This is a genomic window from Microbacterium foliorum, assembly GCF_006385575.1.
GTDB classification, from domain to species: Bacteria; Actinomycetota; Actinomycetes; order Actinomycetales; family Microbacteriaceae; genus Microbacterium; species Microbacterium foliorum_B.
In genome coordinates this window covers 1070497-1092114 of sequence record NZ_CP041040.1, presented here as the reverse complement: position 1 = coordinate 1092114, position 21618 = coordinate 1070497, and the positions used below count along the sequence as shown (strand labels likewise).

19 protein-coding genes are annotated in these 21618 nt (G+C 68.6%); 13 read left to right on the top strand and 6 right to left on the bottom strand.

Going from position 1 to position 21618, the window contains the following annotated elements; all coding sequences use genetic code 11:
• Positions 1-52 precede the first annotated feature (52 nt).
• The gene (locus FIV50_RS05225) at positions 53-2032 is read left to right on the top strand and encodes a primary-amine oxidase (RefSeq protein WP_181164341.1); all 1980 of its coding nucleotides are present in this window, start codon (positions 53-55) and stop codon (positions 2030-2032) included.
• 79 nt (positions 2033-2111) lie between these two features.
• Here FIV50_RS05225 and murQ read toward each other — a convergent pair whose 3' ends face one another.
• Both murQ and FIV50_RS05215 read right to left on the bottom strand, forming a co-directional pair.
• Positions 2112-3047, bottom strand: coding sequence for an N-acetylmuramic acid 6-phosphate etherase (gene murQ, locus FIV50_RS05220; protein WP_140036517.1), 936 nt, complete (start codon positions 3045-3047; stop codon positions 2112-2114).
• Positions 3037-3963, bottom strand: coding sequence for an N-acetylglucosamine kinase (locus FIV50_RS05215; RefSeq protein WP_140036516.1), 927 nt, complete (start codon positions 3961-3963; stop codon positions 3037-3039). Before FIV50_RS05215 ends, murQ begins: the two co-directional genes overlap by 11 nt.
• A 79-nt stretch (positions 3964-4042) precedes the next feature.
• On the opposite strand from FIV50_RS05215, the gene FIV50_RS05210 reads away from it, so the two are divergent.
• The gene (locus tag FIV50_RS05210; RefSeq protein ID WP_140036515.1) at positions 4043-4897 is read left to right on the top strand and encodes a MurR/RpiR family transcriptional regulator; all 855 of its coding nucleotides are present in this window, start codon (positions 4043-4045) and stop codon (positions 4895-4897) included.
• A gap of 10 nt (positions 4898-4907) precedes the next feature.
• On the opposite strand, the gene FIV50_RS05205 is transcribed toward FIV50_RS05210, so the two are convergent.
• A complete protein-coding gene (locus FIV50_RS05205; RefSeq protein WP_140036514.1) occupies positions 4908-6014 on the bottom strand; it encodes a DUF998 domain-containing protein in 1107 nt (368 codons plus the stop codon).
• Between the two features lie 112 nt (positions 6015-6126).
• Between FIV50_RS05205 and FIV50_RS05200 the strand changes: the two genes are divergently transcribed.
• From FIV50_RS05200 to FIV50_RS05165, 8 genes are all read left to right on the top strand, one after another.
• Positions 6127-7083, top strand: a complete 957-nt coding sequence (locus FIV50_RS05200; protein WP_140036513.1) for a helix-turn-helix domain-containing protein — start codon at positions 6127-6129, stop codon at positions 7081-7083.
• A gap of 210 nt (positions 7084-7293) precedes the next feature.
• Positions 7294-8085, top strand: coding sequence for a MoaF C-terminal domain-containing protein (locus FIV50_RS05195; RefSeq protein WP_140036512.1), 792 nt, complete (start codon positions 7294-7296; stop codon positions 8083-8085).
• Positions 8086-8114: 29 nt separating this feature from the next.
• Positions 8115-8504 (top strand): nuclear transport factor 2 family protein, encoded by a 390-nt coding sequence (locus FIV50_RS05190; RefSeq protein WP_140036511.1) that lies wholly within the window; start codon positions 8115-8117, stop codon positions 8502-8504.
• A 38-nt stretch (positions 8505-8542) separates the two neighbouring features.
• The gene (locus tag FIV50_RS05185) at positions 8543-9712 is read left to right on the top strand and encodes an ABC transporter substrate-binding protein (protein WP_140036510.1); all 1170 of its coding nucleotides are present in this window, start codon (positions 8543-8545) and stop codon (positions 9710-9712) included.
• 72 nt (positions 9713-9784) lie between these two features.
• Positions 9785-10645, top strand: coding sequence for a branched-chain amino acid ABC transporter permease (locus tag FIV50_RS05180; protein WP_140036509.1), 861 nt, complete (start codon positions 9785-9787; stop codon positions 10643-10645).
• Positions 10632-12404 carry a branched-chain amino acid ABC transporter ATP-binding protein/permease gene (locus tag FIV50_RS05175; RefSeq protein WP_140036508.1) on the top strand — a complete coding sequence of 591 codons (1773 nt, stop codon included), beginning with the start codon at positions 10632-10634 and terminating at the stop codon, positions 12402-12404. Before FIV50_RS05180 ends, FIV50_RS05175 begins: the two co-directional genes overlap by 14 nt.
• Positions 12401-13093 (top strand): ABC transporter ATP-binding protein, encoded by a 693-nt coding sequence (locus FIV50_RS05170; RefSeq protein ID WP_140036507.1) that lies wholly within the window; start codon positions 12401-12403, stop codon positions 13091-13093. The genes FIV50_RS05175 and FIV50_RS05170 overlap by 4 nt, the downstream gene beginning before the upstream one ends.
• Before the next feature lie 46 nt (positions 13094-13139).
• The gene (locus tag FIV50_RS05165) at positions 13140-13790 is read left to right on the top strand and encodes an HAD-IA family hydrolase (RefSeq protein ID WP_140036506.1); all 651 of its coding nucleotides are present in this window, start codon (positions 13140-13142) and stop codon (positions 13788-13790) included.
• A 159-nt stretch (positions 13791-13949) separates the two neighbouring features.
• Here the strand turns inward: FIV50_RS05165 and FIV50_RS05160 are convergent, their stop codons facing one another.
• The 3 genes from FIV50_RS05160 to FIV50_RS05150 all read right to left on the bottom strand — a co-directional run bounded on the left by FIV50_RS05160 (position 13950) and on the right by FIV50_RS05150 (position 17366).
• Positions 13950-15566: an HNH endonuclease signature motif containing protein gene (locus FIV50_RS05160; protein ID WP_140036505.1), complete on the bottom strand. Its 1617-nt coding sequence runs from the start codon at positions 15564-15566 to the stop codon at positions 13950-13952.
• Positions 15567-15751: 185 nt separating this feature from the next.
• On the bottom strand, positions 15752-16567 hold the full coding sequence (locus FIV50_RS05155) for an SDR family NAD(P)-dependent oxidoreductase (protein WP_140036504.1): 816 nt from the start codon (positions 16565-16567) through the stop codon (positions 15752-15754).
• 52 nt (positions 16568-16619) lie between these two features.
• Positions 16620-17366: an SDR family NAD(P)-dependent oxidoreductase gene (locus FIV50_RS05150; RefSeq protein WP_140036503.1), complete on the bottom strand. Its 747-nt coding sequence runs from the start codon at positions 17364-17366 to the stop codon at positions 16620-16622.
• 244 nt (positions 17367-17610) lie between these two features.
• On the opposite strand from FIV50_RS05150, the gene FIV50_RS05145 reads away from it, so the two are divergent.
• Genes FIV50_RS05145 through FIV50_RS05135 form a run of 3 tightly spaced genes read left to right on the top strand, consistent with a single transcriptional unit; the run spans position 17611 to position 21589 of the window.
• On the top strand, positions 17611-19068 hold the full coding sequence (locus tag FIV50_RS05145; protein ID WP_140036502.1) for an APC family permease: 1458 nt from the start codon (positions 17611-17613) through the stop codon (positions 19066-19068).
• A 33-nt stretch (positions 19069-19101) separates the two neighbouring features.
• Complete coding sequence (locus FIV50_RS05140; RefSeq protein WP_140036501.1) at positions 19102-19941, top strand: molybdenum cofactor biosynthesis F family protein; 840 nt, start codon at positions 19102-19104, stop codon at positions 19939-19941.
• A 1-nt stretch (position 19942) separates the two neighbouring features.
• Positions 19943-21589 carry an amidohydrolase gene (locus FIV50_RS05135; RefSeq protein ID WP_140036500.1) on the top strand — a complete coding sequence of 549 codons (1647 nt, stop codon included), beginning with the start codon at positions 19943-19945 and terminating at the stop codon, positions 21587-21589.
• The last annotated feature ends 29 nt before the right edge of the window (positions 21590-21618 follow it).

Below are 21618 nucleotides of genomic sequence, written 5' to 3'. Positions count from 1 at the left end.
CATCGACCAAATCCGTTTATTGAGCGAACGCTCGAAATAGTGAGGTACGCCGATGTCCCACCCCCAGCCCGTCTCCATCGACCGGATCCCCACCCCGCATCCGCTCGACCCGCTCACCGGCACCGAGATCGCCGCAGCCCGCGCCGTGCTCGAGTCCGCCGGGCTGCTCGGCGAGACCGTTCGCGTGCCGCTGCTCCTGCCGGACGAACCCACCAAGCAAGAACTCGCCGCATGGGTACCCGGCTCTCCCATCGACCGTCGGGTCGATGCGACCCTGCTCGATACCGCCACCGGGGTCGCCACCGAGGTCGTCGTCTCGATCACGCGCGGTGAGGTCGTGCGCAACGAACGGGTCCCCAACGATGCGCCCCCGTACGGCCAGCCTCAGTACCTGTTCGAGGAATACGAGCGCGCCGAGGCGATCGCGAAGGCCTCGCCCGAGTGGCAGGCGGCGATGACCCGCCGCGGACTCGCAGCCCACATGGAACTCGCCTTCTGCGGCCCGCTGGCGCCGGGTTACACCGGCCGCGCGGACGAAGTGGGGCGCCGCGTCATCCGCTCGCTCACATTCCTGAAGTACGACGAGAACGACTCCCCCTGGGCCCACCCCGTCGAGGGACTGGTCGTGCACATCGACCTGACGTCAGGCAGCGTGATCCGCATCGACGACGAGGGCGATGTGCCGGTGCCCGCGGGCCACGGCAACTACTACCCCGAGGTGCAGGGGGCGGCGCGCACGTCGCTCAAGCCCATCGAGATCACGCAGCCCGAGGGCCCGAGCTTCGCGGTCACCGGATCGCTCGTCGAGTGGGAGAACTGGTCGATGAGGGTGAGCTTCAACGCTCGCGAAGGGCTCGTGCTGCATGACGTCGCGTTCGACGGACGCTCGGTGCTCAGCAGGGCGAGCGTGCCCGAGATGGTCGTGCCCTATGGCGACACAGCGCCGGGTCGCTTCTGGATCAGCTACTTCGACGCCGGCGAGTACCTGCTCGGCAAGAACGCGAACCATCTCGAGCTCGGCTGCGACTGCCTGGGGGTGATCCGCTATCTCGACGGCTACGTCGCCGATGACCACGGCCACCCGGTGCGCATCCCCAACGTCGTCTGCATGCACGAGGAGGATTACGGCATCCTCTGGAAGCACACCGACCTCGCGGGCCGATCGGATGTGCGCCGGTCGCGCCGCTTCGTGGTGTCGTACTTCTCGACGATCGGCAACTACGACTATGGGTTCTACTGGCACTTCTACCTCGACGGCTCGATCGAGGTCGTGGCCAAGGCCACCGGAATCGTGTTCGCCGGCGCCGGTGAACCCGGCGTGCGGCAGAAGCACGCCACCGAGCTCGCCCCCGGGGTGTTCGCCCCGGTGCACCAGCACCTGTTCTGCGCCCGGCTCGATGTCGCGATCGACGGCGACGAGAACCGCCTGTTCGAGATCGACGCCCAGCGCATCCCGATGGGGCCGGACAATCCGTTCGGCAACGCGTTCACCTGGTCGGAGACTCAGCTGCTCTCCGAGCGCGAGGCGCAGCGCGACGCAGACACGTCTGTCGCGCGTGCCTGGGAGGTGCAGAGCACCTCGCGCACCAACCACGTCGGACGCCCGACCGCGTACCACCTGATCCCCCAGCCCACCGCACTGCTGATGGCCGACCCCGAGTCGTCGGTCGCCGCACGCGCGACCTTCGCCACGAAGCACCTGTGGGCGACGCGGCACGAGCAGGGACAGATATGGCCGGCCGGTCGATACCCGAACGCCCATCAGGGCGGCGCAGGGCTGCCGGAGTACTCGGCCGGCGACCGGTCGCTCGACGGCGAGGACATCGTGCTGTGGCATACGTTCGGCCTCACGCACTTCCCTCGCCCGGAGGACTGGCCGATCATGCCGGTCGACTACGCCGGGTTCTGGTTCAAGCCGAACGGCTTCCTCGATCAGAACCCCGCGATGGACGTGCCGGAATCATCGCAGGCGCACGTCTCTGCGGATGCCGGATGCTGTGGAGGCGGCAACGGCTGCAACTGCGCCCACTGAGTGTCGGCGTCGCTGTCGGAGGTGAGCGGGTCGTCGTCATCGGGCAGCCCCTGACGGAAGCACGCGGCGAACGTGCCCCTCAAGAGAGTCGGGCGATCGCGACGCGCAGGATTCCGTCGGCCTCGTCGAGCGCGCGAGCCGCGGCGTCTGCGGATGCCCCCGTGGAGATCATCAGGATCGCGAGCTTCACAGAGCCGCCGGCCGCATCCAGAGCCTCGGAGGCCTCGTCGACCCCGGCGCCGGTGAGCTCGGTGACCGTGCGGATCGAGCGCGCGTGCAGCTTCTCGTTCGTGGCCAGCAGGTCGACCATCACACCGTGGTGCGTCTTGCCGAGCTTGATCATCGACAGGGTGGTGAGCATGTTGACGACGAGCTTCTGCGCCGTCCCCGACTTCAGCCGCGTCGACCCCGAGATGAACTCGGGTCCGGTGACGACCTCGATCGCGATCTCGGCGACGGCACCGATCTCGGATGCCGGGTTCGAGGCGATCGCGACGGTGAGCGCGCCGACGCTCCGCGCGAACTCGAGGCCGCCCACGACGTACGGCGTGCGACCCGACGCCGAGATGCCGACGACCGTGTCGCGCTCGGTGAGCGTGAGTTCCCGCAGCGAGGTCGCCGCAGCCTCGCCGTCGTCCTCGGCGTTCTCGACCGCAGCGCGGATCGCCGTCTCGCCCCCGGCGATCAGTCCCACGACCATCGAGGGGTCCGTGCCGAAGGTCGGCGGGCATTCACTGGCGTCGAGCACTCCGACGCGACCCGCGGTGCCCGCTCCGAGGTAGATGAGACGCCCGCCGGCGCGGAAACGCTCGGTGATGCCGTCGACGGCCGAGGCGATCTCCGCGCTCCGCTCGCCGACGGCGGTCGGGACGCGGTGGTCCTCTGCGTTCATGCGCCGCACGAGCTCGGCAGTCTCGAGCAGGTCGAGATCGCCCCGCTCTGTCGTCGACGCCTCCGTGCCGAGCGTCGAGAGGACGTCGAGGAGCGCGGTCAGTCTGGCGTGTTCATTCGGCACGATGCACGAACCTTTCATGGGGAAGATCAGTGCGCTCCGCGAGCAGGAGCGCTCCGTCGAGGGCATCACCGACAGAGACGACGACAGTGCGGCCGGCGGCACGCAGCTCCTGGTCGAGGGCTGCGCGGAACCAGACGTGTTCCGTGAGCCCGCCGTGGAGGGCGACATCATGGCTGCCCGAAGACGCGGCGACGGCCGACGCGATGAGAAGGCCGACTCCCTCGGCGACGATCTGCGCCGAGACGGGATCGCCGCTCTCTGCCGCATCGAGCACCAGCGGCGCCAGGGTCGCGAGGCGCCGAGGCAGGGCACCGCCGGACGAGAGCCAGGCGGGGATCGCGGCGGGGCCGCCGATCGTCGGGGCCACCGCATCCGTGAGTGCTGTCGAGGGTGCGAGGCCGGCCGAGGCGCGGAGGACAGCACGCAGCGCCTCGCGCCCGAACCAGGATCCGCTGCCGAAGTCGCCCAGCTCTGGACCCCATCCGTCGACGAGGGTGGCCACCTCGTCGTCGATGCCGAGGGCCGCTGCACCGGTACCGGCGATCAGGAGCACTCCTGCCCCGCCGTCGAGCGCTCCCGCATGCGCGGACACGACGTCAGAGGTCACCGCGACCGGCGCCTGGAATGCGTCGGCGAGGCCGTGCGCCAGCTCTGACGCGGCCTCGGGGGCGGCCCAGGCTCCCGCAGCGCCCACCGAGACGGCCGAGACCGACTCATCGAGGCGTTCCTTCAACGGAAGGATCGCGGCGAGTGCTGCGGCGACGCCGTCTGCGGCCGCGAGGCCGGGCGCCCCGATGCCGTCGTACACGGGTCGGCGGTGAGCGGCGTGATCGTCCGCGCCCCGCGGCCTGGAGGTCACCGCACGGCATCGCGATTTGCCGAGATCGACGGCGACGAGGGCGCGCGGAGAAGACATGGAAATAGTCTACGCATCAGCCCTCGTGCATGAAAGAATTGTTCACACGCCCGAAACCCGCCCTCACGCCAGGAGCGCCATGAGCATCCAGACGACGATCGCCTCAGCAGCCGAGAAGCTGCCACCGTCGCTGGCACGCGTCGCTCGGACGATCGCCGACGATCCGACCATCGTCGTCGACAGCACGATCACCGAGATCGCTGCCCGATGCGACACGTCGGTGGCCTCGGTCGTCCGCTTCTGCCGCGCCATCGGCGTGAACGGCTACGCCGCGCTGCGAATGGCGCTGGCCACCGAGCTCGGCCGCGAATCGGTGCAGTTCCCTGCAGCATCCGGTTTCGGCTCCGAGATCTCCGCGGCCGACACGCTGCGTGAGGCGACGGCGAAGGTCGCCGCGCTCGAGCTGCTGGCCATCGAGGAGACCATCGCGAACCTCGACTACGACAGCCTCGCGGCCGCGGTCGAGGCGATCGACGACGCCGATCGCGTGCTGCTCTTCGGCATCGGCGCGAGCGGACAGGCGGCCGCCGACCTCGGCCGCAAGCTGCTCCGCATCGGGCATGCGGCGATCGTGCTCACCGACTCGCACGAGGCGAGCGCCGCAGCGTCGCTCGGAGCCAGGAAGACCGTGGCGATCGGCTTCTCGCACTCGGGAACGACCCGTGAGACCGTGCACTTCCTGCAGACCGCGCGGGCCGCGGCGGGCGTCACGATCGGCGTCACGGGAGGGTCATCGTCACCCGTCACCGAGAGCTGTGACCACGCCCTGCTCACTCGTGCCCGTGAGCCGCGACTGCGCGCCGGGGCGATGGTGAGCCGGATCGCACAGCTCGCCGTCGTCGACTGCCTGTTCGTCGGTGTCGCTCAGCGCCGGCATGCGCACACCGTCCACGCGCTCCAGCGCACCGCCGACGCCACGCAGCCGCTGCGCTGAAGGTCTGATCTCAGGCCGACACCGGCTCGTGCCGACGTGCAGGATCGACCGACCCGGCCGTCCGCAGGAACACGATGATCCAGCTGAAGATCAGCACGGCAGCGATCAGCTCGACCGCCGTGAGGTTGTAGTAGCCGACCGCGAAGAACGACGCGAGCAGGATGATCACCAGCACGTAAGCCCAGCCCAACGCCACGAAGACCCGAGGGATCGTGCGCAGGAACCAGGGCAGACCCACCACGACGACCGCGAACACGACGACCATGCCGGTGGCCACCGTGTTGTGCACGAGGAAGAACTCATCGACCGGGAAGATCCCGACACACGCGAGGAAGATGCCCATCAGGATCAGACCGCCGCGCACCAGGAAGCGGCCGCGCCGATCGATCGGGTCATCCACCGGCAGCCCCGCGGTGGCGTAGCGCGCGATCGTCGTGACCATGACGCCGGCGATGATCAGTTTGACGTTGAAAGCGGCCGAAGCGCTGTTGGTGCTCATGCCGAGGGCCGAGAGGTTGTCCTGCCACCAGTACACGTCGCTGGAGGCGAGCATCGCGGCGAAGGCGCCGACCACCAGGAACACCGCGAGCACGAGCGACAGCACCGTCGGCGTGAGCGCGACGGCGCTGAGGAACGTCACGTAGGCGGTGAGCGCGAACGCCACAGCCACCAGGATCGCTCCGGGGAAGGCGAAGACCGGGGCTCCGGTGAAACTGCGCTCGAGCAGCTCGGCGATGCCCAGCCACCCCAGATAGGCGATCGCCGCATGCGCGAAGGCGATCGCGGTCAGGTCGTACCAGCGCAGCCGATCACCCGGAACGCTGAATCCATCGCGGGTGCCGTCGGGCGCGACCGTCGCGGGCCTGACGACGAGGCGGCCGAGCGCGAAGGCCAGCACGGCGGTGATCGCACCCCCGTACGCCGCGAAAGCGCCGATCGAGCCGGTGCCGCTGATCGCCATCTCCTGGCCCCAGAAGACCGGCCACCCGATCGCGAACCCGAGCAGCAAGAACACCGCCCCGACGATGAGCGCGGTGGCCTCGAACACCGCATCCGCCGTGTCGGGTCCCCGCAGCTGACGCAGGACCTGCACGACCTTCTCGCCCAGATATCGCATCGCTGGCCTCCGCCCACATCATAGAAGCCTCGCCCTCCGGACCGCGCCGGTGATAGCATCACGGCACGGATCGTATACAACGTCGTCGTTCCACCACCCGAGGTGATCATTCATGAACGGTGCAGCCGCCGCCCCCGCCGAATCGGTGTCGACTCTCGTCGCGCGCAACATCAGCGAGTTCCGGGCCGCCGTCTCGGAATCCTTCGTGCCACTGCAGGTGTCGACGGCAGGGCCCGACCACTTCCGCGGGATCATCCGCGGGGCGTCGGTCGACGAGGTGCACGTGAACGAGGTGCGCGCCACATCCCATGTCGTGGAGCGGACGCCCGAGCTCATCGCGCGCAGCGACCGTTCGTACTTCAAGCTCAGCCTCATGCTCGCCGGCACCGGGCTGCTGATCCAGGACGACCGGGAAGCCGTGCTCCAGGCCGGAGACCTCGCGGTCTATGACACCGACCGGCCATACTCCCTGGTGTTCGACGACGACTTCCGCACGATGGTCGTGATGTTCCCGAAGCATCTGATCAGCCTCCCCTCCGACATGATCGGGCAGCTCACCGCTGTGCGCATCTCCGGTCAGGGCGGCCTCGGCGGGATGGTCGTGCCCTATCTCACCCAGCTCGCCGGCAACCTCGATCAGCTCGCCGGCACGACGGGGGCCCGATTGGCGCACAGCGCCCTCGACCTCGTCACGACGGTGTTCACGCGCGAACTCGGCCTCGACGGAGTCTCGGCCGACCCTCATCGTGCTCTCGTGCAGCGCATCCGCTCGTACATCGACCGCAACCTCGCCTCGACCGATCTCGGACCCGCGACCATCGCATCGGCGCACTTCATCTCGACCCGCCACCTGCACGGGCTGTTCCAGGAGCAGGGCGTCACCGTCTCGACGTGGATCCGCACGCGCCGCCTCGAGCAGTGCCGGCGTGATCTGCTCGACCCGATGCTCGCCGATCGTCCCGTCGCCGCGATCGCGGCGCGCTGGGGCTTCGTCGACGCAGCGCACTTCAGCCGCGCATTCAAATCCGCGTTCGGGATCTCTCCGAGCGAGTACCGCGCCGCGCACTGAACGAGCGCTGAGCTCGCACCCGCAAGGCGTCTCCGGCGGGTCCGACTGATGTGTCCTTGCTCTGCAGGGCACGCCGGTTGACTGTCGGCGCGCGATGGCGTCGCTTCTCTTGAGCGGATGCCGTGCGCCGCCGGAGCATGGGGCAAGCGCACCGCGATGACGCGATGCCCGGAGCGAGGATGCTCCGCTGGATGCGACGTCAGGACCCCCATGACTGCCCCTGTCACGACCGATTCCGCCCTCGACGAATGGCGCACGTACGACGAGTTCGCCGCGGGCATCGACACGTTCCGGCTGCCGAACGCTTCTCTGAACGGCACCTCGCTCGTCCTCACACTCGACGACGAGTCCACGCTCGCCCTCGACTTCGATGCCGTCGCCGTCACATGGGCGGGGCTAGGGGCTTCCGGCACCGACCCGTACGACGCCGTGGCGGTGCGCGGTGACGTCGTCTTCGTGAACATCCCGCTCGAGAGCCGGGAGCGGGAGGCGATCACGATCGTCTACTCGACCACGACGCACCGGGCGACCGTCGTGCGGTCGCGGATCGCGGCCGAGTCCGTCGAGGGCACCCCGCAGGTCGGCCAGGACTTCTGGGCGGCGACCACCGACGGCGGCGCCGCGACGGGCGAGGTGCCGGGGCCGAGCCGAGACCTGATCGGCAAGCGCAACGTCTACCGCTACAGCCCGCACCACCTCTACGAGCACGTCTACGTCTCGAGCCAGCGCTATGCGTGGCAGTGCCTGGAGGGTGTGCAGCGGGGGCACGGCGACATGGACCTCTCGACCGTCTGGAAGTTCGCCGACGGCCTCTACCTGTTCTGCTTCCGCGAGTTCCGCATCGCCGTCGCCAGCGTCTGGCTGCACGACCTCGGCTATCAGCTGATGACGACCGGGATCTTCCTCGGCCTCAACGGCGACGGCGACGCCGAGCACTCGCGCGGCGGCGGTCACATCTATCCGCTCGGGTCCGTCGACTACCCCGACGCACAGCCCGTCTGAGCCGACGACGCCCTTCAGGAAGGACTCCCATGAGCAACGCAGACATCATCACAGCGCACTACGCGGCCAGCGACCGGGGTGACCTCGACGGCATGCTGGCGCCCCTCGCCGACGACGTGAGCTGGACCGAGGCCGCCGGCTTCCCCTACGCCGGCACGTACCTGGGACCGGATGCGGTCGCTGCCGGTGTCTTCCAGCGCATCCAAGACGAGTGGGACGACTACACGGTCGCGATCGACGAGGTCATCGACGGCGGAGACGTCGTCGTGGGCATCGGCACCTACTCGGGTACGTACCGAGCGACCGGCCGATTCTTCGCCGCCCGCGTCGCGCACGTCTGGCGCCTGACCGAGCACCGGGTCGTCGCGTTCGAGCAGTTCACCGACACCGAACTGGTCAACCGCGCACTGCGCGACTGACCACAGCAGTCACCACGCACACGAGAGGCAGGAATCACATGAACAAGCGAGTATCCGGCACTGCGGCGCTCATCGCCGTGGCAGCCCTCACCCTGGCCGGCTGCGCCGGCGGAGACGGCAGCGGAGGCGGCGAAGGGGCCCCCATCGTCGTCGGCTCCGTGAATACGATCAGCGGCCCGGCGACGTTCCCCGAGGCATCCCTCGCAGCGGCCGCCGTGTTCGACGCGTTCAACGAGGCCGGAGGCCTGGACGGACGCACCATCGAGTACAAGACCCTCGACGACAAGGGAGACCCGGCGACCGCGACGGCATCCGCCCGTGAGCTGGTCGGCAGCGACGGTGCCGTCGCGCTGGTCGGCTCCGCCAGCCTGATCGAGTGCGAGATCAACGCGAAGTACTACGAGCAGGAGGAGATCCTGTCGCTCCCGGGCATCGGGGTCGACACCGGGTGCTTCGCCAGCGACAACATCTCGCCGGCGAATGTCGGTCCGTTCAACGACATGACCCTCACCCTGCAATACGGCTCGGAGGTGCTCGGCCTCGACGACATCTGTATCCTGCTCGAGATCGCGGGCTCCACGCGCCCGACCTACCAGGCCGCGATCGACAAGTGGACCGAGATCACCGGCAAGGAGCCGAAGTACGTCGACGACACCGTGCCCTACGGCGCCTCGGACTACACGCCCTACATCGTGAAAGCCCGCGAGCAGGGGTGCAAAGCGCTCGCGATCAACCCCGTCGAACCCGACGCGATCGGCCAGGTCAAGGCCGCCAACGCCCAGGGCTGGGACGACGTGACCTGGCTCTACCTGACCAGCGTCTACAGCGAGAACTTCGCGGAGGCGATCGACGATGCGGGTGCCGGCATCTACGTCCCGGCCGAGTTCTACCCCTTCACTGACGACGACGAGATCAACGCCGACTGGCGCGAGCTGATGGAGGCCAACGACATCCCGCTCACCTCGTTCAGCCAGGGCGGATACCTCGCGGCGACCTACTTCATCGAGGTGCTCGAGGGCATGGACGGTGACATCACACGCGAGACGGTCACCGAGGCGCTGCGAGGGATGGACCCCATCGAGAACCCGATGGTCGGAACCCCCTACGCCTTCGGCACGCAGAACACCGCCGGCTGGCCGATCGTCCTCGAATCCGGCACGAATGCCTGGGAGAAGGTCGCCGACGACTGGCTCCGCATCGGCGAGTAGCCGCACCTCGCCTGCCGCCGAGCGCATTCTCGGCGGCAGGTTCTCCTCCCCTCACACCAGAAAGGACGCCTCATGCTGCAAGGCGCCATCGCCGGTCTCGCTGCCGGCGGTCTCTATGCGGTCCTCGGAGTGTGCTTGACACTGATGTCCCGCCTCGTGCGGGTCGTCAACTTCGCTCAGGCCGCGACCGGGATGTTCGGCGCCTTCAGCGCCGTATGGTTCGTCGGCGAACTGGGGCTGCCGATCTGGCTCGGGTCGGTGCTCGGCGTGCTCGTCGGCGGCATCCTCTCCGCCGCGATCGGATGGATCGCCGCGACCTGGCTCTCCGAGGCCTCCACCACCACCCGATCGGCGATGACCGTCGGTCCCCTGCTGCTGCTGATCTCGATGTCGTTCATCCTGTTCGGCAACAAGCCGCAGCCGTTCACGCCGATCATCGCCGGCCCCGCGTTCTCCCTCGGCGGGGTCGTGATCAGTCAGGTGACGATCGCCACGGTCGTCATGGCGATCGTGACCGCGGTCGCGGTGCGGATCGTCCTGCGCCGCACGCGAGTCGGCACGCAGCTGCGCGCACTGTCGGAGCGGCCGACGACCGCCGAGCTGCTCGGTATCCGATCGCGTCCGCTGTCGATCGCCGTGTGGTTCGTCACCGGCGTGATCAGCGCGATCGCGATCATGATCATCGCGCCGTCGCAGTCGAACGACGCGACCAGCCTCGCGATGCTCATCGTCCCCGCCGCGGCCGCCGCGCTGCTCGGCGGCTTCCGCCGACTCGACCTCGCCGTCGTCGGCGGAGTCGTGCTCGGTGTGCTCGGCGGTCTCGTCGCGCAGATCGACGAGGTCGCGCTGGTGCGCAACTTCCTCCCGTTCCTGTTCATCGTCGTCCTGCTCCTGTGGACGCAGCGCAAGGAGGTGTGGGATGCCGCTCGCTGACCGTCCCTGGTTCCGTCTGTCCTGGCCTCTGGCCGTCGCCATCGCCGCGGTGGGAGCGGGCGCCATCCTGAGCGCGGCCCTCCCGGGTTACTTCGTGTTCCTCGCGATCAGCGCGGTCGTCGCGGCGATCGCCATCCTGGGCCTCGGCATCGTCACCGGCTCGGCCGGCATGATCGCGCTGTGCCAGCTCACGTTCGCCGCGGTGGGTGCCTGGATCGTGTCTCTGCTGAACGTCATGCAGGCACCGGGCGGCTTCGTCGTCTGGCTCGTGCTGGGTGGCATCGCCGCCGGCCTCGTCGGCATCCTCGTCGGGCTTCCGGCGCTGCGGCTGCGCGGTGTCAACCTCGCGGTCGTCACGCTGGGCTTCGCCGCTGCCGCAGATGTCACCCTCGTACAGATCCAGTTCCCCGGGTCTGCCGACGGCACGGCGGTCGAGCGCCCCACGATGTTCTCGAACGACCGCGAGTTCTTCTTCCTGTCGGTTGTGGTGCTCGCCGTCTGCGCGGTGGGCGTGTTCTTCCTGCAGCGCGGACGGTGGGGCTCGAGCTGGAAGGCCGTCGCCTTCTCGGAACGCGGCACCGCGGCCGCAGGCCAGAGTGTGCAGAGCGCGAAGCTCACCGCTTTCGCCGTCTCGGCTGCGCTCGGAGGCATCGCCGGTGGGCTGCTCGCCGGTCAGGTGCAGTTGCCGTTCGCATCGAGCTTCACCCCGCTGCAGTCACTCGCCCTGTACGTCCTCGCCGTCATGTCAGGAGCGCACCTGATCGACATGGCGTTCCTCGGCGGCATCCTCTGGGTGCTCGTGCCCGAGTTGCTCAAGCGCTGGGGCGTGCCGCAGGACTGGGCGTTCGTCGTCTTCGGCGTGCTCGGTGTGCAGGCGATCACCAGCGGGACCAACCTCGGGCAGGGCATCCGCACTCTCATCTGGAAGCGCGCGGATCGCAAGACGGCGTCGGCGACACTGACGGCGTTGCCTGCGGATGCCGATGCAGGTGACGTGGCCATCACGACCACGACCACCGCGACCGTCGACGAGCGCGCGCTGGACGGCGCACCCGTGCTCACGGTCGAGGGACTCACGGTGCAGTTCGGGGCTCTGAAGGCCCTCGACGACGTGTCGTTCCAGGTGCCCGCGGCGTCGATCATGGGGCTCATCGGTCCGAACGGAGCGGGCAAGTCGACCTTCGTCGATGCCATCAGCGGCTTCCTGCCGAAGCACGGCGGTCGGGTGCTGCTCGGAGATCGCGACCTGGCCGGTCTCTCGCCGACGCGACGCGCACGACTCGGGCTGCGCCGGACCTTCCAGCAGGACAGGGTGCCGCCGTCGCTCACCGTCGGCGCATACGTGAGGTTCGTCGCGCGGCGGCGACTGGCGGCATCCGACATCGACGAGGTCCTGGAGTTCTTCGGGTGCCCTTCGGCGGGTGCCCGTCTCTCGAGTGTCGATGTCGGTACCAGACGGTTGGTCGAGGTGGCGGCCAACGTGATCTCCCGGCCGCGTCTGCTGATCCTCGACGAACCGGCGGCCGGCCTGTCGCACGACGAGCACCTCGCTCTCGCCGCGCGACTGCGAGAGCTGCCCGCGCGCTACGGCGTGGCGCTGATCATCATCGAGCACGACCTGGATCTGGTGCGCTCGGTCTGCCCGACGCTCACCGTGCTCGACTTCGGCCGGGTGCTGGCGAGCGGGCCGCAGGCCGAGGTGCTCGCGAACCCTGCGGTCGTGAAGGCGTACATGGGAGAGACGGAGCTGCTGAAGTGAGCGAACTGGTGCTGCAAGGGGTGACGGTCAGCCGCGGTGCGGGTCCGGTGATCTCGGATGTGTCATTGACGGTGCGAGGTGGCGAAGTGCTGGCGCTGGTGGGCCCGAACGGGGCGGGCAAGACGAGCCTGATCGAATCGGTGTCGGGCGTGACCCCGCACTCCGCGGGGTCACTCATGCTCGACGGCGAGCCGATCGACAGGCTGTCCCGGGTGTCGAGGGCTCGCCGTGGGATCGTGCACATCGAGCAGGGGCGGGCCGTGTTCCCGTCGCTGACGGTGCGCGAGAACATCTCGCTCACCGCGCGGACGCCTGCGGAACTCGATGCTGCGCTCGCGCAGTTCCCTGAGCTGGAGAAGCGCATCGACTCGCCCACCGCTCTGCTGTCGGGTGGCGAGCAGCAGATGGTCGTGCTCGCCCGTGCGTTCGCCGCGAACCCACGGATCCTGCTGATCGATGAGATGTCGCTCGGGCTCGCGCCTGTGGTCTTCATGCGGCTCATGCCGATCGTGAAGTCGATCGCCGAGTCCGGGGTCGGCGTGCTGCTCGTGGAGCAGTTCACGCAGCTCGCCCTCGGCCTGGCTCGCGAGGCCGTGGTGGTCGCCGGCGGCCGTGTCTCATTCCAGGGTACGGCCGAGGCGTTGAAGGAGGATTCGCAGCTGCTGCATCGCGCCTACCTCGGTGGGTGAGACGGTCTCGCCTCGGACTTCGGATGCTGCGCAGTAGCCTGAGGGGATGACCGAGACCATCAGCGCCCGCGCCGTCCTGCTCGACATGGACGGCACTCTCGTCGATTCGACCGCCGTCGTGGAGCGTCTGTGGCTGGCGTGGGCCGCGCCGCACGGAATCGATCCCTCGACGGTGCTGAGCGTGGTGCACGGTCGCCAGGGACATCAGAGCATGGCGATCATGCTTCCCGAGCGGGATCACGAGATCAACATCCGAGAGAACGCCGTGATGCTGGCGAACGAGAGCAAGGACGTCGACGGCGTTATCGCGATCGAGGGCGCCGACGTGCTGCTCGAGGCTCTGCTCCCCTACCCTCATGCGATCGTCACCTCTGCCGACGTGACGCTGATGAACGCCCGCATGGGACAGGCCGGACTCGCGGTGCCGTCGCTGACCGTGACCGCGGAGAACGTGTCGGCATCCAAGCCGGACCCCGAGGGCTTCCTGCTCGGCGCAAAGCTGCTCGGCGTCGACCCTGCCGACTGCGTGGTGTTCGAGGACTCGGGCGCGGGTATCCAGGCCGCCCATGCCGCAGGGATGCGGGTGATCGGCGTGGGCTCTCACGCGACGTCTCATCAGCCGACCTTCCACGTCGACGACCTCACGCAGGTCGGCGTGGTGCCGACCGCTGACGGGTTCGAGCTCACCGTTCGGTGACGCGGTGGCGTGGGCCCGCCACATCGGGGATGCGGTGATGACGTCGTTTCGATGACACGGTGAGGCCCTACGCATCGGTGGCTCTCCGCGTAGCGCTCGACGGTGTGCCGTTGAAGCGCACGCGAACTGTTCGTGACGATGTGGTTGATCTCGCCCGTGTCATCCGGTGCGGGCGAGGCGCGCGGGAAGGTTCACTTGCGCTGCGCTGAGTCGAGGGGTGCGCCATCGCTGTTCGGGGTCCCACCATGCCGGTCCGCGCACCTGCGGGAGGCCCCCGTTCATGCGGATCTCCCACCCCGACGTGCCCAGGGATCGGTGATGCCACCAGCACAACGGCACACCGTTGTCCGTGTGCGTGGGCCCACCACGTGCGTGTTCGGTGACGTGGTGGATCTCACACCAGGGCGCCGGCACGTGGCATCCGGGGATCAGGCACTCCTTGTCACGGGCGATGATCGCCCGCCGCTGATGCACCGTGAACACCCGATCCGTGGTCATGATCCCGATGATGCGCCCCTCGTCCATGAGTACCCGCTGGATCGCTCCCGAGCACGCGACCTGCGCCGCCACCGAGACGGGCACATGGGCGCCGGATCCGGGGATCGTCGCCCACCCACCATTGCCGCTCACTCCACTCGCTCCGCCCCCAGCGGCTCCGAAGGCGGCGCCTCCGAAGGCGGCACCGGTGGCATGAGCGGTGTGGGTGGCGAGGTCTTTCGCGTCGACGGTCACGACGACGACCGGTGATGCGCCACCGAGGGTGGGCATGTCCTTGTGTCGGGCAGCGATCCCGAGAGCTGCGGTCAGGGCGTCGTGGCGCTTCTGCGCCGCGGTGCGGTCATCGAGCACACACCGCGGATCGGAATTGAACGGATCAGTCTCCTCCGGATCCGCATCCACGTCCACGTCCGCGTCAGCACCCGAAAAGTCGGCGTCGCGAGACTCCGTATCGGGAGAATCGGCCTCGGCATCGGCGCTCGGGGCGAAGAACACTCCCGGCATGGGCGGCCCGTCGCCCTTCGGGTTGAGCATCGCATCCATGATCACCTGCAGTTGCGCGGCCGCATCCGGGGTCAGGTACCCGCGGATCGCATGCATGCCATCTTTCAACCGGCCGATCGTGATCCCCCGACGACGCCGCGCGTCCTCGTCCTTCGGCTCCTCACCATCCGGATCGAACATCGACGCGAGATCCTCCGCCAGGCCCTTCAAGTCCTGCACCGTCGGTGACGGACCGGTCGCATCCGGGACCTCGTCGACATCCGGGTCCTCGTCGGGCCCCCTATCGAGGCCGTGACCGCGCGCACACCCCGCCAACGCCACATCGGCCGCCAACCGCTGCTCGACCGTGAGCCGGTCCCACACCCGCTCGATCGGACCCGTCGCCGCCAGAAACCCCGCGACACCGATCACCCCGTCCAACAGCGCCAGCCGCATCTCCGACCACCGCGCCGGCATCCTCTCCCCCGCCAGACTCAACGGCCGCCGCACCAGATCGACCACCCTGTCGACCCGGCTCGCACCCCGCACATCCACCAACAGCGTCCGCTGCAACAACTCATTCAGCCCCCGACAACCCGCCGAATGGGCGAAGTCACCCATGTCAGCCGTCGCAACCGTCTCGACGATGACCGCCTCGGCACGCCGGAACGCCGCCCCCGCACCCTGCAACACCGCGACCCGCTCCGCATCGCTCAGCCCCGCCAGCGCATCATCGGACAGCACCGCATCCAGGTCAGCGATGACCCGATCCAGAAGCTCCGTGGTGCTGTTCATACCCCTAGTCAACCCAGGACCACCGACATTCACGGACCAAAACAGGCCGCTTTTACCCCAGATCAGCGCGAGTATCTCGGCCTACCGGAATTATGCAGCGCGAGTCGTCGCACGAGGCGCGGAGAGACAGCGAGTCAGGCAGCAGAGCGACGGCACCTCAGGACCGAGAGCGAACAGAAGACCCTTCACATCCCCGCCCGATCGAACGCGATCGTCGGCAGGTCGACCACGTGGGATCCGCCGTCCGCCACGATCACGGCACCCGTGACGTACGACGACTCCCCCGACCCGAGAAACCGCACGACCGACGCGATCTCGGCCGGCCGAGCCGGCCGCTGCAACGGCACATCCGCCGTCACCGTCGCATACGCCTCTTCGCGCGAACCGAGCCCGGCCTGCGTGGCGAACTCGTCCATCTCGTCGTCCGCCATCGGCGTCTGCACCCACCCGGGACACACCGCGTTGACCCGCACACCGCGTCGCCCGTAGTCGCGGGCGAGGGTCCGCGTCAGGCCGATCAGAGCGTGCTTGCCCACCGTGTATCCGGCCACAGAAGGCCCCGCGAAGAGACCGGCGAGCGACGATACGATCACGATCTGCCCCTTCGCCTCGATCAACGACGGCAATGCCTCTCTCGCCATGACGAACGCCGTGGTGAGGTTGGCGCGGATCGCCGCATCCCAGCTGTCGTCGTCGGTGTCGGCGACGGGTGAGAAGCCGTGTCCACCGGCGTTCGCGACCAGCACGTCGAGCCGCCCGAACGTCGCGAGCACCTCGGCCACCGCAGCCTGGGCGGATGCCGTGTCGGCGGCGTCCGCGATGATCGGGTGAGCGCCCACCGCATCCGCCACGGCGCGCAGCGGCTCAGGCCGCCGCCCGACCACGACGACGTGCGCTCCCTCTGCGGCATACCGTTCGGCGATCGCCGCACCGATGCCGGTTCCGCCGCCGGTGATGACGACGACGCGTCCCGAGACCGTCGATCCGACTGCTATTCCCATGTCTTCTCCTGTTCCTGGTGCGCTCGCGCGCCATCCGGTCGCCCCGAGGTCATCAGGCGGGGAATCCTGACCGGGCCGAGTACCCGAAGTCGCTGAGGATCGTCGTGCCGTTGATCGCTCTGCTGCGCGGAGAGACGAGATACAGCACATGCGAGGCGACATCCTCCGGCGTCTGCACCGCGAACGACGGATCGACGAACGCCTCGGCACCCAGGTCGCCCCGGCTCATCGGGGTGTCGACGATCGACGGCGCCACCGAGTTCACCCTGATGCCCTCGCCCGCAAGGTCCACAGACAATGACCGCCCCAGCTGCACGAGGGCCGCCTTCGATGCGCAGTACGCTGCCATGCCCCGCGACGACACGAACGCGGAGTCGCTCGCCAGCAGCACGACGGATGCGGCCGCCGACGCGCGCAGTGCGGGACGCGCCTGCGCGACGACCAGGAAAGCCCCCGTGACGTTGACCGCGAAGACCGCATTCCAGTCGAGCAGGGAGATCTCCTCGATCGACGACCCGACCGGGCCCGAGATTCCGGCGCAGCAGACGACCGCATCCAGCCCACCGAGCTCCTCGACGGAGGTCGAGACCGCATCCGCCACCTGTGCCTCGTCGGTGACATCCACCACGCGGACCACGGCGTCACGGCATTCGTGTGCCGTCTCATCGAGCGCGGCAGCATCCCGATCGAGCAGCGCCACCCGCACCCCTTCTGCGGCGAGCGCGAGGGCGGTCGCCCGCCCGATGCCGCTCGCTGCTCCCGTGATCAGAGCCGTGGTGCCGCTCAGCTGCAGGTCCATGATCTCCCTGAGACTCCGTCGCTGCGCCGGCGGCGCTCGGTGAGGACGGCGGTGTCATCACGGTCATCCTGCTCTGCCGATCGTCGCCCCGAAACACTCCCGCGACGGCTGTGCGCGCTGGCACCATCGTCCTTCGCTCAGGGTCAACCGCCGGCCTCCCGGCGCGAGCAGACTCGCTCTATCGACGATCCCCCCTCGTCGTCGATGCCGTTCGACACAGCAGTCACCGAGCAAAGGAATCGACGTGGCAGACCCGATATCTGCGTCCACGACGCAGCACGACCACACCTCTCTTCGACCCGGCGCGCTGGGCGTCGCCGGAATCGTCTTCCTCGTCCTCGCGGCTGTCGCGCCGCTGACCGGCATCGTGGTCGTCGCCTCCCTGGCGATCGCCCTCGGAAACGGTGGCGGCACACCGATGGCCTTCTTCCTGGTCGCCGCGATCCTGCTGCTCTTCGCCGTGGGCTACGCGCAGATGTCGAAGCAGCTCGTGAACGCCGGAGGCTTCTACGCCTTCGTCGTGAAGGGACTCGGCCGTACGGGCGGTCTCATCGCCGGCCTCATCGCCACACTCGGCTACAACTTCTTCGTGGTCGGCACGATCGGCACCAGCGGCTTCTTCATGCAGAACATCATCCGCGACCTCACGGGGCTCGACGTGCACTGGCTGATCTGGGGTCTGCTGTCGATCATCGTCTGCTTCGTGCTCGCACGCGTCGGCGTGGACTTCTCGTCGAAGATCCTCGGCGTCTGCCTCGTGCTGGAGGTGCTGATGCTCGTCGTCTTCGACGTCTCGGTGCTCGTGCAGACCGGCTACGACGTGGCCGCGTTCAGCCCCGAAGCGGTGTTCTCGGGTTCGCTGCCGATCGGCCTGCTCCTCGCCGCGACGGGCTTCCTCGGGTTCGAGGCGACTGCCCTGTTCAGCGAGGAGGCGAAGCAACCGCTGCGCACCATCCCTCGCGCGACCTACACCTCGATCATCGCGATCGGCGTGATCCTGGGCGTCACCACGTGGGCCGTCGTGAGCGCGACGGGCGTCGCGCAGGCACAGGCCACGGCTCTCGAGCACCTGCCGACGGGTGACCTCATCTTCACCCTCTCGCAGCAGTACCTCGGCGGTCCGCTGACCACGGTGATGATGATCCTGCTGCTCGTCAGCCTGTTCGCGGCGATGCTCGCGTTCCACAACTCCGCGACGCGCTACCTCTACTCTCTCGGTCGCTCGCGGATCCTTCCGCATGCTCTCGCCCGTACGCGCCGCAACGGCGCCCCGCAGCTCGCAGGCATCGTGCAGGCCTCTTTCGCAGCGATCGTGGCGGTCATCTTCGCGATCGCCGGCGCCGACCCCATCCTCACCCTGGTGCCGGCCATGCTCGGCTTCGGCACCCTGAGCGTGCTGATCCTGCAGGGACTCGCAGCGATCTCGATCGTCGTCTACTTCCGTCGTTCCGGCGACCCGCGGTGGTGGAGCACGTTCATCGCTCCGGGCATCGGATTCCTCGGCATCGCAGCGATCTCGGTGCTCGCGATCGTGAACTTCAACATCGTCGCCGGATCCGAAGAGCTCGCCATCCGCCTCATGCCGCTGCTGCTGGTGGTGGCTCTCATCGGCGGCATCGTCTACGGCGCCTATCTCAAGCGCTCCAGGCCCGCGGTGTACGAGGGCCTCGCATCCGACCTCGAGCGATTCAGCGATCGCTGACGCTCCCCCACCCCCACCCCATCAAGGAGAGACATGACGACCCTGAATCCCGCCGACACCTCCACCTGGCTTCCTCTTGAGGGCCTGGCCCCCGGTTTCGACGCGAACAAGGCCCCGCATACGACCGCGCTGAGCGGCCAGGAGATCACGGTCGTGGATGCCGGGGGAACCCGCATCTCGCACCGGTTCGCCGACACCACGGTCACGTGGGACTACCGCCCGGGTGCCGAGGACTCCACAGCACCGGCATCCGACACCGACGACTACGAGGCCTTCGAGGTCGACGACGAGCTGTACTTCGTGCAGTTCCACCACAGCTACCTGCCGAACGAGGCCGTGTCGCTGGTCGTCGATCTCCGCCACGGGCGCGCCCTCGCCGTCATCTCGGTGATCCTGCCTGCACCCGAGCAAGGACGCACCCGCGTGCAGCACGTCTTCGCTCCGAGCACGATCGAGGGCGCGACCGTGACGGGCACCGAGCCCGCGACGAGCACGACGCTCATCGGCCGCCGGGTCGAGTGGGTCTACAGCGAGGAGCACGCATACGAGCATGTCTACCTGTCGGAGCGCTGGTACTCGTGGCAGTGCCTCGCCGGCCCCGAACGAGGGCTCGCCGACACCGACGAGAACAGCGTCTGGGAGGTGCGCCCCGGCATCTATGTCTTCGCGTGGCGCGAGAAGGTCATCCCGTGCGCGTCTGTCACGATCGCCGACCACCGCGACGTGAACGCCATCCGCTCTCACGGCGTGCTGTTCGGACTCGACGAATCGGGCGAGGTGCCGACGCACTTCACCTTCGGCGCGCACGGCCGGCTGCTGTCGACCACGCATCACGGCTCGGGGCTCGAGCCGGCCTCGTTCGGAACTCTTTGACATGGCTGCGGCGGCGGACCTCATCGTCACAGGCTCGGTGATCCGCACGGCGGATCGTCGGAATCCGGTCGTCGAGGCGTTCGCCGTGCGCGACGGGCGGATCCTCGACGTCGGGACCAGGCTCACGATGCAGGCGCACCGCGGGCCGGACACGCGGATGCTGGATGTCGGCGACGCCGCGGTCTACCCCGGTTTCGTCGACGTGCACAACCACCACGCCATGGCCGGCCGCACGGAGATGTTCGAGCTCTCGCTGCCGCCGTCGCTCGCCCTCGACGACATCCTCGACCTCGTGCGCGACAGGGCGCAGACGTTGCCACCGGACGCGTGGATCGTGGGTGGCTCGGTGTCGACCACTCTGCTGCCCACACTCGCGAACACCGCGACCAGACAGCGTCTCGACGAGGCGGCCGGAGGGCGACCGGTGGTGTTGGTCGAGGACTCGCGGCACAACAGATGGGCGAGCACCCGGGCACTGGAGCTCGCCGGCATCACCGCCGACGGCATCCCCTCCGGAGGCGTCACTCTGCTCGATCCCGACGACGGGACGCCGACCGGGGTGCTGCTCGAGGCAGCGGGCATCCCGGTGCAGGAGGCGTACGACCGCAGCGGTGGACTGACGGAGGAGCAGCACATCGCCGCGTCACGCCGCGGCGTCGAGATCCTCAACTCCTTCGGCATCACGACGTTCCAGGATGCCGGGGTGTCGACCGACATCCTCGCCGCGCTCGCGGCACTCGACCGGTCACACGAGCTCAGCGCCTGGGTCGTCTCGTCGTTGCTGATCAACGACGAGATCTTCGGGTTCGATCCGATCGGCTCGGCGCTCATCGATCTGGGCGAGCAGTTCAGAACCCCGCACCATCGGCCGGACTTCGTGAAGATCTTCCTCGACGGCGTGCCACCAGCGCGGACGGCGTCGTTCCTCGAGCCCTATGTGGCGGATGCCGTGCACGGCGCCCACTTCCACGGCGAGACGACGATGAACTTCGACGAGCTGCACACGTGGCTGCGGTCGGTCGCCGAACGCGGACTCGGCGCCAAGGTGCACTGCACGGGCGACGGATCGGCGCGTCTCGTGCTCGACGTCGCCGAACGCATCCGCGCCGACGGGTTCACCACCCCGATTCAGATCGCGCACGGGCAGTTCCTCGCCGATGACGACATCCCCCGATTGCGAGCCCTCGACGTGTCGGCCGACATCTCTCCGTTCATCTGGTTCCCCGGTGTGATCCCTCAGGCACTGGCAGAGGTGCTCGGCGACCGTGCCGAGCATTCGCAGCCCAACCGTGCCCTGCTCGATGCGGGAGCGCTCGTCGCCGGCGGTTCGGACTGGCCGGTGAGCGAGTCCCCGAACACTCTCGAGGGGCTGCAAGGTCTCGTGACGCGCGCCGACCCGCTCGGACGCGCACCCGGCGTCCTCTGGCCCGAGCAGGCGATCACCGCCGACGAGGCGCTCGAGGTCTTCACGATCAACGCCGCGACCGCGATGGGGCTCGGGTCGGAGACAGGATCCCTGACGCCGGGCAAGTCCGCGGACTTCGTCGTGCTCGCGCGGGATGCGATCGCCGGCCCTGCCGACGAGATCGTGCACACCCCGGTGCGTTCGACGTGGTTCGCCGGGCGAGAGGTCTACACCGCGGGCTGATCAGGGCACGTGCCGCGCGCATCCTGCCG

Excerpts from the sequence above, each read along its gene's own strand:
- FIV50_RS05225 (WP_181164341.1), top strand. The coding sequence starts at position 53 with ATGTCCCACCCCCAGCCCGTCTCCATCGACCGGATCCCCACCCCGCAT.
- FIV50_RS05215 (WP_140036516.1), bottom strand. The coding sequence starts at position 3,963 with ATGTCTTCTCCGCGCGCCCTCGTCGCCGTCGATCTCGGCAAATCGCGA.
- FIV50_RS05210 (WP_140036515.1), top strand. The coding sequence starts at position 4,043 with ATGAGCATCCAGACGACGATCGCCTCAGCAGCCGAGAAGCTGCCACCG.
- FIV50_RS05205 (WP_140036514.1), bottom strand. The coding sequence starts at position 6,014 with ATGCGATATCTGGGCGAGAAGGTCGTGCAGGTCCTGCGTCAGCTGCGG.
- FIV50_RS05200 (WP_140036513.1), top strand. The coding sequence starts at position 6,127 with ATGAACGGTGCAGCCGCCGCCCCCGCCGAATCGGTGTCGACTCTCGTC.
- FIV50_RS05195 (WP_140036512.1), top strand. The coding sequence starts at position 7,294 with ATGACTGCCCCTGTCACGACCGATTCCGCCCTCGACGAATGGCGCACG.
- FIV50_RS05190 (WP_140036511.1), top strand. The coding sequence starts at position 8,115 with ATGAGCAACGCAGACATCATCACAGCGCACTACGCGGCCAGCGACCGG.
- FIV50_RS05185 (WP_140036510.1), top strand. The coding sequence starts at position 8,543 with ATGAACAAGCGAGTATCCGGCACTGCGGCGCTCATCGCCGTGGCAGCC.
- FIV50_RS05180 (WP_140036509.1), top strand. The coding sequence starts at position 9,785 with ATGCTGCAAGGCGCCATCGCCGGTCTCGCTGCCGGCGGTCTCTATGCG.
- FIV50_RS05175 (WP_140036508.1), top strand. The coding sequence starts at position 10,632 with ATGCCGCTCGCTGACCGTCCCTGGTTCCGTCTGTCCTGGCCTCTGGCC.
- FIV50_RS05165 (WP_140036506.1), top strand. The coding sequence starts at position 13,140 with ATGACCGAGACCATCAGCGCCCGCGCCGTCCTGCTCGACATGGACGGC.
- FIV50_RS05160 (WP_140036505.1), bottom strand. The coding sequence starts at position 15,566 with ATGAACAGCACCACGGAGCTTCTGGATCGGGTCATCGCTGACCTGGAT.
- FIV50_RS05155 (WP_140036504.1), bottom strand. The coding sequence starts at position 16,567 with ATGGGAATAGCAGTCGGATCGACGGTCTCGGGACGCGTCGTCGTCATC.
- FIV50_RS05150 (WP_140036503.1), bottom strand. The coding sequence starts at position 17,366 with ATGGACCTGCAGCTGAGCGGCACCACGGCTCTGATCACGGGAGCAGCG.
- FIV50_RS05140 (WP_140036501.1), top strand. The coding sequence starts at position 19,102 with ATGACGACCCTGAATCCCGCCGACACCTCCACCTGGCTTCCTCTTGAG.
- FIV50_RS05135 (WP_140036500.1), top strand. The coding sequence starts at position 19,943 with ATGGCTGCGGCGGCGGACCTCATCGTCACAGGCTCGGTGATCCGCACG.